Below are 13,479 nucleotides of genomic sequence, written 5' to 3' on the forward strand. Positions count from 1 at the left end.
GTTCCGATGCGTTTCCTGCCTGTCAGCCTGACGGTTATCCTGGTCGAACTCGCCGATCTCGACGAGACCCTGGCGCTGTTTGCCTCTCTCAAGGCAGAGCCCGTGGAGGGCGTCGTGGATACGGTGCCCGCCGCCCGCACCTTGATGATCCGGTTTCGTCCGGAAAAGCTGACTGCGGAGGCGCTGGCCGCCAATATCGCCACGCGCGATCTTTCCGCCCGCATCGCGCCTTCGGACATGCTGGTGGAAATTCCCGTGCAATATGACGGAGAGGATCTTTCCGACGTGGCCAAACTCAGTGGCCTTTCCGTGGAAGAGGTCATCCGCCGCCATACAGAGAGCACCTTTACGGTCGCCTTTTGTGGTTTTGCTCCGGGGTTCGGCTATCTTGTCGGCGGCGATATCGCCCTGCAGGTGCCACGCCGCCAGAGCCCGCGGACAAAAATTCCGGCGGGTTCGGTCGCGCTGGCCGGTGCATTTTCCGGCGTCTACCCGCAAGCGAGCCCTGGCGGCTGGCAGATCATCGGCACGACGACGACAAAGATGTGGGATCTGTCGCGCGATCCGCCGGCGCTGTTTCAGCCCGGTTACCGGGTGCGATTTTTCGATCTTGCAAAAAAATCGGTCCTTGTTTCAACCACACCGGCAAAGACCGCAACCTCCGCATCGGCCCAGACGGAAACCGATGCCCTCACGCTGAAGGTGCTGCTTGCCCCTATGCCGGCGCTGTTTCAGGATCTCGGCCGCTTCGGCCAGGCAGGACAAGGTGTGTCGTCGTCCGGTGCACTCGATCAAGGCGCCCTGAAAACCGCCAATCGCCTTGTCGGCAATCCTGTCGGCGCAGCCTGTCTCGAAATCGTCCTCGGCGGTTTCTCCTTCGAGGTATCCGGCCGTACTGTTATCGGCGTGGCGGGCGCCCCCTGCCCGATCAGCATCCGCGACGCGTCGGGCCGAGTATTCGCTGCCGCAACCTACCAGCCGATCTCGCTCGAAGCCGGCGATGTCGTGACCCTTGGACAGGCGCCGAAGGGTATGCGCAGCTACCTTTCCATTCGTGGCGGCTTTCATGTGAAGCCGGTGCTCGGCAGTGCCTCGACCGATACGCTCGCCGTGGTCGGGCCTGATCCCGTGACGGCGGGCATGGTTCTGGGCGTCAACAATGACGCATCGGACCTCACCAGCGTCTCGCTCACCGAAGCGCCGGCTTTCGATCATCCGGCCTCCGGCGATGTCGTGACCCTTGACGTGATCATGGGGCCGCGCAGCGACTGGTTCACAGAGGCTGCCATCGGAATGCTGTCCAGTCAGCTCTTTCATGTCACACCGCAGTCAAATCGCGTCGGCATCCGACTTTCCGGTGAAACAGCACTCGAGCGCAAGGATACTGCGGAACTGCCGAGTGAGGGAACAGCGACCGGCGCCATTCAGGTGCCGCACAGTGGTCAACCGGTACTCTTCCTCGCCGACCATCCCTTGACCGGCGGCTATCCCGTCATCGGCACGGTTGCCGAATATCATCTCGATCTCGCCGGACAGATCCCGGTCAATGCCCAGATACGCTTCAGACCCGTGAGAGATTTCGGCGATATCAAGCCCGCCACGGTCTGAGCGAGAAAACCAGTGAGGAGACGCCAATGAAAAAAGTGCTGATCGCCAATCGCGGTGAAATCGCCGTCCGTATCATCCGCGCCTGCCGCGATCATGGCCTGAAATCGGTTTCCGTCTATGCCGATCCGGATATTGATGCGCCGTATGTCACGCTGGCAGACGAAGCTTACGGGCTGGACGGCAGCCGGCCGGCTGAGACGTATCTCGACATCGAAAAGCTGATCGCCATTGCCAAACGCTCGGGCGCCGATGCCGTCCATCCGGGTTATGGCTTCCTGTCCGAACGGGCCGAATTTGCCCGCGCCGTGCAGGAAGCCGGACTGATCTGGATCGGCCCCGATCCGCATGTCATCGACGCGCTCGGCGACAAGGTCGAAGCGCGGCGAATCGCGACCTCGGTCGGCGCCCCCCTGGTCGCAGGCAGCGATGGCCCGGTCGAGAGCGCAGCCGAAGTCATTGCCTTTGCCGAACAACATGGCCTGCCAGTCGCTATCAAGGCAGCCCATGGTGGCGGCGGCCGCGGCTTGAAGGTTGCCTGGAAGATCGAAGACATCGCCGAACTCTACGAATCCGCAGTGCGTGAAGCCAAGGCCGCCTTCGGCCGTGGCGAGTGTTTCCTCGAACGTTTCCTGGACCGTCCGCGCCATATCGAGGCGCAGGTTCTGGCCGACAGACACGGCAATGTTCTGGTTCTCGGTACGCGCGATTGCTCGCTGCAACGACGCAACCAGAAGCTTGTCGAAGAGGCTCCTGCCCCCTTCCTCTCGGATGCCCAACGGCAACAGATCCATGATGCGGCCAAGCGCATCTGTGCCGCCGCCGGCTATTCCGGCGCCGGCACAGTTGAATTCCTGCTCGGCGTTGACGGTACGATCTCCTTCCTCGAGGTCAATACCCGCCTGCAGGTCGAACACCCCGTGACCGAAGAGACGACGGGGATCGACTTGGTCATCGAACAATTCCGCATCGCTGACGGCCTGCCGCTGCTTGTCACCGAGACGCCTGCGCCACGTGGCCATTCAATCGAATTTCGCATCAACGCCGAGGATCCAGGCCGCGGCTTCCTGCCGACACCGGGGACGATTACGCGCTTCGATGCTCCGGCGGGCGCTGGCATCCGTCTCGACAGCGGCGTGGTTTCCGGTTCGACCGTGCCGGGCACTTTCGATTCCCTCATGGCAAAACTGATCGTCACCGGCGCCACCCGCGAACAGGCCCTCGCTCGTGCCCGGCGCGCCTTGAGCGAATTCAGGATCGAAGGCATTGCGACCGTGCTGCCGTTCCACCGCGCGGTGATGGAAAGCCGCGATTTCACTGGAGAGGATGGCTTCAAGGTACATACGCGCTGGATCGAAACGGACTTCGCCGCCCGTCTTGAGGCGGAAGCTCGGCCGGCAGCAAGCTTCGATAACACGCTCATCCGCGCCCATGTCGAAATAGACGGCAGACGCCACGAGGTCGGTATTCCATCTGCGCTTCTCGCCAGCTTGGGGAGCTTACCGACCGCTGCCGCTCCGGCTTCTGCTATTGCGGGGCACGACCCCTTGAGCATTACGGCGCCAATTTCGGGTACGTTGCAGGCCTTCAAGGTCGAGGATGGCGCCGAGGTGGCGGCCGGCGATCTAGTTGCCGTCGTGGAAGCCATGAAGATGGAAACCCAGGTGACGGCGCAGCAGGCCGGCAGGGTCCGCTTCAAGGTTGAGACCGGCAGCTCTTTACAAGCCGGCGCCGAAATCGCGCGCCTTGAGACCCCAGCGGCAGTCATCAACGATTGATCTTTCAAGCAACGGGGTCAAAGCCTTCGAGGCAGCTTAGCGACAATCGACAGCAGGTCGTCCCAACGCTTGTTCTCAACGACTTCGGATCGATGCATCGCCGATTATGCCGAATAGGTTGCCCGGTGGCAGTGTCCTGCTTAGCACTTTGCTTCGGTTCCGCTGAAACAGATCTCAGAATTTCTGCTGCGTCAGCATCACTTCGCGAGCGATCTGATCGAGCGGCAAGACGCGGTCGACGCCGCCTTTGGCGATCGCCTCCTTCGGCATGCCGAAAACAATCGAGCTCGCCTCATCCTGCGCCACCGTGTAGGCGCCGGCCTGATGCATTTCCAGCATGCCGCGGGCGCCGTCATCGCCCATGCCGGTCATGATGATCCCCATGGCATTCGAGCCGGCGGAACGCGCCGCCGAGCGGAAGAGCACGTCGACAGAAGGCCGGTGGCGCGACACCAGCGGCCCGGTCTTGACGCTGACATGATAGCGCGCGCCCTGGCGTTCGAGCAGCGTGTGCTTGTCGCCAGGCGCAATCAGCACATGCCCGCGCAGCACCGGGTCGCCGTCGACCGCCTCCTTGACCTCGACCTCGCAGAGCCCGTTCAGCCGCTTGGCAAAGGCGTCGGTGAATTTTTCCGGCATGTGCTGGACGATCACCATGCCAGGCGCATTGGCCGGCAATTCCTCCAGAAATTCACGCAGCGCCTCCGTGCCGCCGGTGGAGGCGCCGACGCAGACGACCATCTCGGTCGTCTTCGCCATGGCCTGTCCTGTCGGCGGCGGCAGCATCGCATCCGCCGTCAGCTTCTTGGCCGGCCCGTCGGCCGAAGCCGAGCGCACGGTTCCGGCGGCGCGGCGGACGGTGGGAAGCCGTGCATGCGAGGCACTCTTGATGATTTCGCGGATGCGTATCGCATCATCGGAAAGACTGTCGGCGGCCCCGATCTTCGATTTCAAAATGACGTCGACGGCACCGGCCTCCAGCGCCTGGATCAGCGTTTGCGAACCCGCTTCCGTCAGCGACGAGCACATCACGACAGGGATCGGCCGCTGCGCCATCAGCTTGCGCAGGAAAGTGATGCCGTCCATGCGTGGCATCTCGACATCGAGCGTGATGACGTCGGGAACCTCCTCCAGCAGCTTGCGCGCCGCTACAAAGGGATCCGAGGCCACCGCCATGATCTCGATATCGGGATCCTGCTCCAGCACATGCGCCAGCGTCTGACGGATGCTGGCGGAATCGTCGATGATGAGAACGCGGATTTTCTTAGCCATGGATGCCCCTGGAGCAATTCCAGAAAAGTGTGAAGCGGTTTTCCCAAGCAAAGCGCAAAGCGGTTTTGCCAGGCAAAGCGCGACGCGCATAAGCGGTTTTGCCGGGAGTTGCTCGGGAAAACCGACACGCACTAGATACGCTGAAATACCGTATTGGAGACTTGCTTCAATGGCAGATCGAAACCGGTGATCGATTCGGAGTGACCGATGAACATGTACCCTCCTTTCGCCAGGCAATCGCACAGACGGTTGAGCACGCCCGCCTGTGTCTGCTTGTCGAAATAGATCAGCACATTGCGGCAGAAGATGACGTGCATCGGCTCGCCGATCGGATATTTCTCGTCCATCAGATTCATGCGGGCAAATCCGATCCTGCTGCGCAGTTTCGGCGTGATGCGCACCTCCCGCCGATCCGGCTGCTTGGCCGTCAGCACATATTTTCGCTGCAGGTCGCGGGGCACCGGTGCGATGAGATCTTCCGGATAGATGCCCCGGCGCGCCGTCTGCAGCACGTCGGTGGAAAGATCGGTCGCCAGCACGCTGTAGGAGACGTCGTTGCGGCCTTCGGCGAATTCCGCCAGCACCATTGCCATCGTATAGGGTTCGGCTCCCGTCGAGCAGGCCGAGCTCCAGGTGCGAATCGTGCGGACGCCGCTGCCGGCGATAGCCGGCAATGCCACGCTCTGCATATAGTCGAAATGCTTGGCTTCGCGGAAGAAGTCGGTCTTGTTCGTCGTCACCACGTCGATCAGGTAAATGGTTTCCTGGGCAAGACCGTCTTGATTGAACAGGAAGTCGCAATAGTCGTCGAAGGTCGCATGATTGGTTGCCCGAAGACGGCGCCTCAGCCGCCCCTCGAGCATCGTCAGCTTGGTCGGCGGCATCTTAATGCCGCTATAGTCGTAGATGAACCGGGCAAGCCGCTCGAAATTGCGCTTGCTGATCCGGTCGCCCGGCAATTGGGTTTCCACCGCTGTTGCCATACTCATAAGACGCAGTACTCCGGGTTGACGCGCGGTCAGGCCGCCGATTGCAGTGCAGAGGCGTCCTCGCGCGACAGCAGCCGCGCGAGATCGATGATGACGACAAAGCCGTTTTCACGGCGAACAACGCCGGCGATATAGTCCGAACGCCAGCGCACGCCGATATCCGGCGCCGCCTCGATCTGGTCACGCCGAAACGGCGTGACCTCGAAGACGCGGTCGGCAACGAGGCCGAGAGTGAGAAGGCGATTTTCAATCGGCACGTCGAGGACGAGCACCCGAGTATGTGGGGTCGGCTCGGTCTTCGTCATGCCGAGCTTCAATCGAAGATCGATGGTCGGCACGCCCTGCCCGCGCACATCGCGCAGGCCGAGCAGATAGTCGGGACCATTCGGAATCTTGAAAGCTTCCGCATAGTCGAGGATCTCCCGGACGACCTCGACCGGCACGGCGAATATCTCCTCGCCGAGGCTGAAGGTCACGAACTGTGCTTCCAGAGGTGTTGGAGCCATGATCAGGCGCTTTCCTTGAATTCGACGTCCCCATCATCGGGACCGCCCATTGAGAGATCGAGAGCGAAGCCCTTTGCCCGCGCCTGCTGACCGGCGACGCTGTTGGCGGCGAGCTTCCTGCCGCCGAGGCTGCGGCCGGCGGAGGGCGCCGAGCTGCGGACCGTCACCCTGGCGGCCGGCATGCGGGCTTGGCGATCGCCTGTAGTATCGACCTTGAAGAAAGCGATCGACGTCTGCAGCTCTTCGGCCTGGCTCGCAAGTTCTTCCGAGGTCGCAGACATTTGTTCGGAGGCGCCGGCATTCTGCTGCGTCACCCGATCGAGCTGCTGGATCGCTTCGTTGATCTGGCCGGCGCCGATATCCTGTTCACGGCAGGCGGCGCTGATTTCCGAAACCAGCTCGGCCGTTTTACGGATGTCGGGCACCAGGCGACCGAGCATGTCGCCGGCATCCTGGGCGGCCTTGACCGTATCGCTCGACATCGAACTGATTTCGGCGGCAGCCGATTGGCTGCGTTCGGCAAGCTTGCGCACTTCCGAAGCGACGACCGCAAACCCCTTGCCGTGTTCGCCGGCCCGCGCCGCTTCCACCGCGGCGTTGAGCGCCAACAGGTCGGTCTGGCGGGCGATTTCCTGGACGATGCTGATCTTTTCGGCGATGGTCCGCATTGCCTGCACGGCGCGCGACACCGCTTCGCCGCTCATCTCCGCATCCTTGGCCGACTGGCGGGCGATCTTCTCGGTCTGCGCGGCATTGTCAGCATTTTGCTTGATGTTGGCCGCCATCTCCTCCATCGAGGCGGAGGCCTCTTCGGCGGAAGCCGCCTGTTCGCTGGCCCCCTGCGATACCTGTTCCGAGCTTGCCGAAAGTTCCTGGCTGCCGGCGGAGACATTCTCGGCGGCAGAGATCGCATCGGCGACGACGCCACGCAGACGCTCGACCATCTGCTCGAGGGCGATGCCGAGCGTATCCTTCTCCGAAAGCGGCTTCGGAGACACCGTCAGGTCGCCGTCGGCGATCTGCCTGGCAATGCCGGCGGTGACGCGAAGGTTATCCGTCATGACATTGATCGTGTTGACCAGATCCTTGATCTCGTCGTTGGTCCTGATCTCGACCTTCTGGTTCAGGTCGCCGATCGCAACAGCGCTGGCAGCGTTCATGATCTTGCGCAGACCGCTATTCACGCCAAGCGCGATCCAAAGTGCAGCAGCGAAAGCAATGAGGGAAGCGCCGATCGCGAGACCGACCAGCATGTTCCTGGTCGAACTATAAAGAACGTCGGTGTCACTGTCGGCTTGCGTCATCGCCTTCTGCTGCAGCGTGACGAGCGTCTCGAAAACTTCTTCTATTTCCGCCACGAGAGCGCGAACTTCCCCCAGAGAAAATGCGGTGGCACCTGCCCTATCGCCGCCTTCCTGGATGGAGGCGACCTCGGTCGACTCTTCGGCGAAACGTTTGGCCAGTTCAATCAGCCTATCCCAGGTGGGCTTGCCCTCGGCGGTGGCGAGCTGTTGGCCGCTTGTCGCGAGAGCGAGCATCTCATCCACGCTTCTCGCCGAATTCAGATAGTACTTCTTGACCGCTTCGGGATCGGTTTCCAGAAGCGCGTTTTTCTGCCAGCGAACGGCATCGAGTTCGGCAGTTTTCGCTTCGAGAGCCAGCTCCAGTCTTTTTGCAGGACCGGAAATGAGGTCGCTGACGGCATCGTTCAGCGAGCTGAGGCTGAAGATCCCATAAACCGCGCTGCCCACCAGCAACAATATGACAAAGCCGAATGCAGCCGCAAGTTTGAGTTTGATCGTAATACGCATCTCAATATTCCTCTCAGAGAGCGAAGCAATAAATATGGTCCAAGTATCGCGGCATCATGCAGCAAAGAAATTCCACCCGCGAAAGCCGATGGCAGAATGAATAAGCTTCCATATCGCTTCCCCAAGCGGCGAAAAGCTTGGTCGCGGGCCGTGCCAGCCGGCCCACAACAATGGCGTAGGTGAACCCTTGAGCTCCCCCGGGGAGCGCTCACGCGCTCTCCCGAAACTCGTCACCAACGGTGTCGAAACGTCGAACTTCAAGTGATGTGTCTGAAAGGGGGAGGCGACTACATTCACTTCCCGGCAGCCGGACATCTATCGGTCGCAGCGCCAACGCCTACACGCGTTGGGGATATTCCGCCTCGGGCCACCGAAGCAGCCCGAGGGATCACATGGGGGCGAAGACGCCTGGGCTTCTTCCCCGGAGGCAGCGCTTATGCGCTCTCCCCAGGGGAGCGCTTATGCGCTCTCCCTGAAATCATCGTCGCCGGCGTCCGGACCGCCCATCGACATGTCGAGAGCAAAGCCTTTGAGACGCTGCTGCTGAACAGAAACCGTCTGGCCGTGGCTCTGGTTGCGGGCCTGCGGGGCGGCCTTGCGGGCCGCCGCCGGAACCTTGATCCCCCTCGCCGAAGCGCTCGGCTGCGCCCTGTGGGCGTTAGGCCGGGCGCTGCCTGCCATATCGACCTTGAAGAAGGCGATCGACGTCTGCAGTTCCTCCGCCTGGCTTGCGAGTTCTTCCGAGGTCGCAGACATTTGTTCGGAGGCACCGGCATTCTGCTGCGTCACCTTGTCGAGCTGCTGGATCGCTTCGTTGATCTGCGAGGCGCCGATATCCTGCTCGCGGCAGGCCGCACTGATTTCCGAAACCAGCTCGGCCGTCTTGCGGATATCGGGCACCAGCCGGCCGAGCATTTCGCCGGCATCGGCTGCAGCCTTGACCGTATCGCTCGACATCGAGCTGATTTCAGCAGCGGCCGATTGGCTCCGTTCGGCAAGCTTGCGCACTTCCGAAGCGACGACCGCAAATCCCTTGCCGTGCTCGCCGGCACGCGCCGCTTCGACGGCGGCGTTGAGCGCCAGCAGGTCCGTCTGGCGAGCAATTTCCTGGACGATGCTGATCTTCTGGGCGATCGTGCGCATGGCGTCGACAGCGCGCGTCACTGCCTCGCCGCTCGCTTCCGCATCCTTGGCGGACTGCCGGGCTATCTTCTCGGTCTGCGCGGCATTGTCGGCGTTCTGCTTGATGTTCGCAGCCATCTCCTCCATCGAGGCGGAAGCCTCTTCGGCGGAAGCCGCCTGCTCGCTGGCACCCTGCGATACCTGCTCCGAACTCGCCGAAAGCTGCTGGCTGCCAGAAGAAACGTTGTCGGCAGCCGACAAGGCATCGGCAACAACGCCGCGCAGGCGTTCGATCATCGTGTTGACGTTGCCGAGAAGCTCGCCGATCTCATCATGGCTGGTGATATCGGCCATCTTCGTCAGATCGCCTTCCGATACTTCGCGAACCACTGTGTTGGCACGGTTGAGGCCCTTGCTGATCGAGCTGGCGATCAAGAAGGCGGTGACCGCGGCAATCAGCAAAGCGGCGGCGGCCACCGCAACCATCGTCGTGCGTGTCGTCACATACTGCGCTTCGGCACCGTCGTCGGCAGCCTTCATGCGCTGCTTTTCAAGTGTCAGGATTTCGCTGAGTGTCGCGTCGATGTCGTTGGCGGCGGCCCGCGCCGTGGTGACCGAGATGCTATTTGCGCCTTCGGCATTGCCGGCTTTCACATATTCGCGGATCTGATCGTCGGCCGCATTGAAGGTTTTGGAAAGTTCGGCGATGCGCGCCCAGCGCGCCTTGCCTTCTTCCGTCGCCAGCGCCAGCACCTGACTGAAGGCGTCGGCGAAGTCCTTGCGGGCCTGATTACCCTTCGCGATCGAACCCGCCGTCTCTTCCGCGGTGTGGGCAGTGAGCAGGTTCTTCTGCTGGCGAATGGCTTCGAGCTGGGCAATGTTGATCTGCTGCGCCAGATCGAGGCGGGCTGCCGGGCCGGAGAGAAGCTTATCGATCGTATCGTTCAGCGATCCAAGGCTGAGGACACCGTAGGCGGCGGTGCCCACCAGCATCAGAATGATGAAGGTGAACGCCGTCACCAGTTTCGTCTTTATTGTCAAGCGCATCGTCAAACCCCCACGTTTGAATTCATCCGACGTCAGCTGACGGCTCCCGCCGCCTTGTGCCTCGACGAAAATATCGCCTGCAGATTCGGGAGAATGATGAACTCCACGCCCCGCTTCACCAGGCAGTTGATGTAGTCGGCGCGCCAGCGCATGCCGACGCTTGGCGGCGCCTCGCTCGCGGATTTTGCAAGCGTCGTCACCTCGTTCACCTTGTCGGTTCTGAGCCCGACGAGCGTCTGCTCGCCCTGCAGATCGATTTCGATAACGATGATACGGCTGTCGATCGTGGCCTCCGCCGCCTCCATCCCGAAGGCAAGACGCAGATCGGCCAGCGGAATGACCTTGCCCCGAAAGTTGATGACGCTGGCGACGAAGGGCTGGCTACCCGGCACCGCGGTCTCCGGAAGCAGGTCCAGGATTTCCTGGACGATGACCGCTTCGAGCGCGAAGGTTTCGCCGTTGAGATCGAAGGTCAGCACCTCGACCTCCTCGGCATAGTTCCAGTGATTGTCGAACCGTTCCGCTGTTGCTGCTGCACTCATCCTGCCACCCGCAATTGCGCCTCCTGTTGCTGACCCGCGGCAACCAGGTGCCCGACGTCGAGAATGAGGGCGACGCTGCCGTCGCCGAGAATGGTAGCGCCCGAAAAAGTCGCGACGTCGTTATGCAGTTTCGACATCGACTTGATGACCGTCTGGTGGTCGCCGATGATCTGGTCGACGACCAGGCCGACGCGCTCCGTGCCGGTCGAGATGACGACGACCTTCTGGTGCACGTCGGGTTTCGTGCCGGTACGGAAGAGGTCGCGCAGGCGCAGGAACGGCACCAGGCTGTCGCGCAGCGAGATGAAGCTGCGGCCGCGCGAGCGGAGATCTTCCTCGAGAGACAATTCGAGGCATTCCTCGACTGCCGAAAGCGGAATGACGTAGCGACCGGAACCGACACGCACCAGCAGTCCATCGATGATGGCAAGCGTCAGCGGGATGCGCAGCGACACTTCCGAACCCTGTCCAGGGACGCTGACGATGTCGATCGCGCCGCGAAGCGCTTCGACCGTTTTCTTGACCACGTCCATCCCGACGCCGCGTCCGGACAGATTGGTGATCGCCGCAGCCGTCGAGAAGCCGGGAGCGAAGATCAGCTGCAGCAGCTCGGAATCGGAAAGGGGCTGGCCGGGATGAATGAGGCCGGAGGATTCCGCCTTGGCCCGAACCCGTTCGCGATTGATGCCGCGGCCATCGTCCTTGATCGAGATAATCACCTCACCGCCGGCCTGGCGGGCCGAAAGGATCACCGTGCCGGCTTCGGTCTTGCCGGCTGCAACGCGGTCGGCAGGCATCTCGAGGCCATGATCGATCGAATTGCGCACCAGATGCACCAGCGGATCGGCCAGGCGCTCGATGACCGTCTTGTCGACTTCGGTGGTCTCGCCCTCCATCACCAGCTCGATCACCTTGCCGGTCTCGCGGGCGAGATCGTGGACGAGGCGGCGGAAGCGGGAGAACAGGCTTGCGACCGGCACCATGCGCAGCACCATCATCGTGTCGCGCAATTCACCGGACAGGCGTTCGATTTCCTCCGAGACGGAGCGCAGCCCAATATCGGCGCTGGCGCTGGCGAGCTGGCTGAGACGCGATTGCGCGATGACAAGCTCGCCAACCCGGTCCATCAGCTCGTCGAGACGCTCGGCCGGAACGCGGACATTCTCGGCCGACTTCGCCTGGCTGGCGGCTGCGGGCGCTTCGCGCCGGACCGGGACCGCCTCAACCGGGCGAAACTCCGGAACGGCAGCCGGTGGAACGGCCACCGATACGGGGACGGCCGGCGCAGCAGCAGCCTTCTCCGCGGTCGGAGCGGCGGTTGCCGCACCGTCGATCTCCTCGACGCTGAGTTCCATATCGTCGAGCACGAAGATGAAGACGTCGTCGATCGCCGAGCGATCCTGCTCGCTGGTCAGCGTCACCTCCCAGGAAATATGGAGCTCCGTCGGCGTGAGCTCGTTAAGGAGCGGGATGGCCGAGGTGTTGGCGCGCACCGTGCATTCGCCGAGATCGCGCAACTCGTCCAGCAGACCGAGCGGATTGGTGCCGTTGGCCATCGAATTGGTGGGCAGACTGAAGCGGATCCGCCAGCTGTTCTTCTTCGCCGATACCTCACGCACGACCACGGATGCGGCAACGGCGGCCGCTGCGGCCGCAGGCGCCGCCGGCTTGCCGCCGACGGCAGCCTGCAGCTGCGCCAGAAGCTTGCTGCCGGTATCACCGTGATCGGCGTCCGGCCGGTCGACGAGGGCGCGCATATGGTCCTGGGCGGCCAGGACGGCGGCGACGAGTTCGCTGGTCGCCGCAACCTCGCCCTTGCGAACGCGGTCGAAGGCGGTTTCGCAATGATGGGTGAAAGCGGCGAGCGCCTCGAAACCGAACATCGCGCCGGAGCCCTTGAGCGTATGGAGCCCGCGGAAGACGGCGTCGACGAGATCCTTGTTGTCGAGTTGGTGGATCAGGTCGAGAAGACCGGCCTCGATCGCCTCAAGGCATTCGGCGGCCTCCATGCGGAACACGGCAACGGGATCGAGCGTGCTCATCGTCCGAGAACCTTCTTCACGATCTTCACGAGATTTTCCGGATCGAACGGCTTGGTCAGCCAACCCGTAGCACCGGCGGCCTTGGCACGCGCCTTGAGATCGGCATCCGATTCCGTCGTCAGGAAGATGATCGGAACGCCGGCCTGCCCGGGCAGCTTGCGCAGTTCCTCGATCATCGTCAGCCCGTCCATGACAGGCATGTTGAGGTCGGTCACGATCAGATCGAAGCGGCCGCTCTTGGCCGTCGCGAGGCCCTCGGCCCCATCTGCGGCCTCGGTGACGTTATAACCGGCATTGCTCAGCGTGACCTTGGTGGTCAGGCGGATGCTGGCGGAATCGTCAACAGTCAGGATGTTTGCACTCATAACGTTACCTCTTTATGCAACCAGAACTTGGAATCTTCTTGATCGAATGAATCTATAAAACCTGCCCGATCAAGTACCTTGAGGACCGAGCCGCGGGCAGGTGCGGAAAGTTTGAATGTCTTCCCCTCAGCTTTTGCTTGGCGTCGCGATGACTCTATGAGTTGAATGAAACTCAGATCCGCCTCCGCACTTTCGGGAATGCCGATAACGATTGTATCGCGACCCTGAAATGCGTCGGCAAACTTTGAATATAGTTCAGACACAGTGCGAATACTCAGCGCTTCCGGCAAATTTATAGATTCGCAATATTGTTTAGGAGTGTCCAACACAGCCTCCCCGGCCCGAGAAATACTTGACGACCTTTAGAGGACTCTCACGGCAGCCTTAATGCAGGGTAAAC

At 62.0% G+C, this 13,479-nt stretch carries 11 protein-coding genes; 2 read left to right on the plus strand and 9 right to left on the minus strand.

All coding sequences use genetic code 11. From position 1 onward, the window contains the following. Positions 1–6 precede the first annotated feature (6 nt). The gene (locus EFD56_RS12445) at positions 7–1,608 is read left to right on the plus strand and encodes a 5-oxoprolinase subunit B/C family protein (RefSeq protein WP_126905396.1); all 1,602 of its coding nucleotides are present in this window, start codon (positions 7–9) and stop codon (positions 1,606–1,608) included. 26 nt (positions 1,609–1,634) lie between these two features. Beyond that, positions 1,635–3,383: an acetyl/propionyl/methylcrotonyl-CoA carboxylase subunit alpha gene (locus EFD56_RS12450; RefSeq protein WP_126905397.1), complete on the plus strand. Its 1,749-nt coding sequence runs from the start codon at positions 1,635–1,637 to the stop codon at positions 3,381–3,383. A 174-nt stretch (positions 3,384–3,557) separates the two neighbouring features. Here the strand turns inward: EFD56_RS12450 and EFD56_RS12455 are convergent, their stop codons facing one another. The 9 genes from EFD56_RS12455 to EFD56_RS12495 form a co-directional block, all read right to left on the minus strand. Continuing rightward, entirely contained in the window at positions 3,558–4,655 is a 1,098-nt protein-coding gene (locus EFD56_RS12455; RefSeq protein WP_126905398.1) for a protein-glutamate methylesterase/protein-glutamine glutaminase, read from the minus strand. Positions 4,656–4,786: 131 nt separating this feature from the next. Beyond that, positions 4,787–5,644 (minus strand): CheR family methyltransferase, encoded by an 858-nt coding sequence (locus EFD56_RS12460; RefSeq protein ID WP_126905399.1) that lies wholly within the window; start codon positions 5,642–5,644, stop codon positions 4,787–4,789. Positions 5,645–5,673: 29 nt separating this feature from the next. Continuing rightward, entirely contained in the window at positions 5,674–6,150 is a 477-nt protein-coding gene (locus EFD56_RS12465; protein WP_004679403.1) for a chemotaxis protein CheW, read from the minus strand. A gap of 2 nt (positions 6,151–6,152) precedes the next feature. Then, positions 6,153–7,961, minus strand: a complete 1,809-nt coding sequence (locus tag EFD56_RS12470; protein WP_126905400.1) for a methyl-accepting chemotaxis protein — start codon at positions 7,959–7,961, stop codon at positions 6,153–6,155. A gap of 459 nt (positions 7,962–8,420) precedes the next feature. Beyond that, positions 8,421–10,130 (minus strand): methyl-accepting chemotaxis protein, encoded by a 1,710-nt coding sequence (locus EFD56_RS12475; RefSeq protein WP_126905401.1) that lies wholly within the window; start codon positions 10,128–10,130, stop codon positions 8,421–8,423. 32 nt (positions 10,131–10,162) lie between these two features. Further along, positions 10,163–10,672, minus strand: coding sequence for a chemotaxis protein CheW (locus EFD56_RS12480; RefSeq protein ID WP_010001317.1), 510 nt, complete (start codon positions 10,670–10,672; stop codon positions 10,163–10,165). Continuing rightward, positions 10,669–12,714 (minus strand): chemotaxis protein CheA, encoded by a 2,046-nt coding sequence (locus EFD56_RS12485; RefSeq protein WP_126905402.1) that lies wholly within the window; start codon positions 12,712–12,714, stop codon positions 10,669–10,671. Before EFD56_RS12485 ends, EFD56_RS12480 begins: the two co-directional genes overlap by 4 nt. After that, on the minus strand, positions 12,711–13,079 hold the full coding sequence (locus tag EFD56_RS12490; protein WP_004679388.1) for a response regulator: 369 nt from the start codon (positions 13,077–13,079) through the stop codon (positions 12,711–12,713). The genes EFD56_RS12485 and EFD56_RS12490 overlap by 4 nt, the downstream gene beginning before the upstream one ends. Then, positions 13,076–13,405: an STAS domain-containing protein gene (locus EFD56_RS12495; RefSeq protein ID WP_126905403.1), complete on the minus strand. Its 330-nt coding sequence runs from the start codon at positions 13,403–13,405 to the stop codon at positions 13,076–13,078. The genes EFD56_RS12490 and EFD56_RS12495 overlap by 4 nt, the downstream gene beginning before the upstream one ends. Between the last annotated feature and the right edge of the window lie 74 nt (positions 13,406–13,479).

The organism is Rhizobium phaseoli (genome assembly GCF_003985125.1).
Taxonomy (GTDB): Bacteria; Pseudomonadota; Alphaproteobacteria; order Rhizobiales; family Rhizobiaceae; genus Rhizobium; species Rhizobium phaseoli.

Coding starts and splice junctions, on each gene's coding strand:
- EFD56_RS12455 (WP_126905398.1), bottom strand. CDS start 4,655: ATGGCTAAGAAAATCCGCGTTCTCATCATCGACGATTCCGCCAGCATC.
- EFD56_RS12470 (WP_126905400.1), bottom strand. CDS start 7,961: ATGCGTATTACGATCAAACTCAAACTTGCGGCTGCATTCGGCTTTGTC.
- EFD56_RS12460 (WP_126905399.1), bottom strand. CDS start 5,644: ATGAGTATGGCAACAGCGGTGGAAACCCAATTGCCGGGCGACCGGATC.
- EFD56_RS12480 (WP_010001317.1), bottom strand. CDS start 10,672: ATGAGTGCAGCAGCAACAGCGGAACGGTTCGACAATCACTGGAACTAT.
- EFD56_RS12445 (WP_126905396.1), top strand. CDS start 7: ATGCGTTTCCTGCCTGTCAGCCTGACGGTTATCCTGGTCGAACTCGCC.
- EFD56_RS12475 (WP_126905401.1), bottom strand. CDS start 10,130: ATGCGCTTGACAATAAAGACGAAACTGGTGACGGCGTTCACCTTCATC.
- EFD56_RS12490 (WP_004679388.1), bottom strand. CDS start 13,079: ATGAGTGCAAACATCCTGACTGTTGACGATTCCGCCAGCATCCGCCTG.
- EFD56_RS12450 (WP_126905397.1), top strand. CDS start 1,635: ATGAAAAAAGTGCTGATCGCCAATCGCGGTGAAATCGCCGTCCGTATC.
- EFD56_RS12465 (WP_004679403.1), bottom strand. CDS start 6,150: ATGGCTCCAACACCTCTGGAAGCACAGTTCGTGACCTTCAGCCTCGGC.
- EFD56_RS12485 (WP_126905402.1), bottom strand. CDS start 12,714: ATGAGCACGCTCGATCCCGTTGCCGTGTTCCGCATGGAGGCCGCCGAA.